1 protein-coding gene is annotated in these 981 nt (G+C 49.9%); it reads right to left on the reverse strand.

Translation table 11 applies throughout. The features are described 5' to 3' along the window. Positions 1 to 890, reverse strand: an 890-nt coding sequence (locus tag VB714_RS07380; protein WP_323222644.1) for an ATP-dependent DNA helicase, incomplete at its 3' end; no start/stop codon positions are given. Between the last annotated feature and the right edge of the window lie 91 nt (positions 891 to 981).

Here is a 981-nt window from a genome sequence, read left to right on the forward strand (position 1 = left end):
ACAGTCGCTGCATTGTAATACTCAACTCGCTTGTTGGTATAGCAAAGGATGCGGAAACAATCGGGGTTTTGGGCAAACTTTCGCTGCAATGTCTTAATCCCATATTGCAACAGCTTGGCTTCTGAAGACCTAAAAGCACCATTCGATTTATCGTTCGGTTGGTAGCAGGGAAAGGGGAAAAAGCAATCGGTTTTGCTCTTGACTGCATGGCGACTGGCTGTGACAAAATCCAACAGGGGACTTTCTCCAGCTTGCCTCACCACTTCAGTTAAGATAGCCCGGTTCTTGACATTGAAGGCGGGCGATCGCTTTTCTCCCACTGGATTCAATTGAGCGGGATCGCCCATGAGAACCAGCTTGCGATTGGCTAGAGGAGATTTTTCGCAACAGCGTTCGAGCCATTCCCACAACTCAGCCCCCACCATCGAACACTCATCAAGGAAAATAAAATCGTAGAGGTGAACGGAAGACGGACTCGCTTGCACCAACACTTTCTCCGTGCCTTGATTCCGCACTCCTAAGCCCAATAGCTGATGAATGGTTTGGCAGGGAATCCCCAGCATCTCATTTTCCGCCGCCATCTTTTTCAAAATGGCAACGGCTTTATTAGTGGGTGCGGTTAAAACAACGCGCTTGCCTCGGTCAATGAGTTCTCGAATGGCTGCAAAAATAATGGTTGATTTCCCCGTTCCGGCATAGCCTCCCAACAGGAAAAAAGGTTCGGAGTCGTCGAGGAATGCCCAGAGTTTTCGCAACGCTTTCTTTTGCGGGCGTTTGAGGGAGAAGGGGAAATGAACGAGCGATCGCTTCCAGCCTTGGGTTGGTTCGGGAGGTTGCGTCCCGTTAGAACTGGAAGGAAGAATGGAAACGGGTAAAACGGATTGGCTCATGGGTCGGGTCGATAAATTCTTACAATTGCCCTCCGCGATAGCGTTCTCCTTCCTTCAGGATTCGGGCATTCGCTCCAAATCCAATGCCGCA

This window comes from Spirulina sp. 06S082 (assembly GCF_034932145.1).
Taxonomy (GTDB): Bacteria; Cyanobacteriota; Cyanobacteriia; order Cyanobacteriales; family Spirulinaceae; genus CCY15215.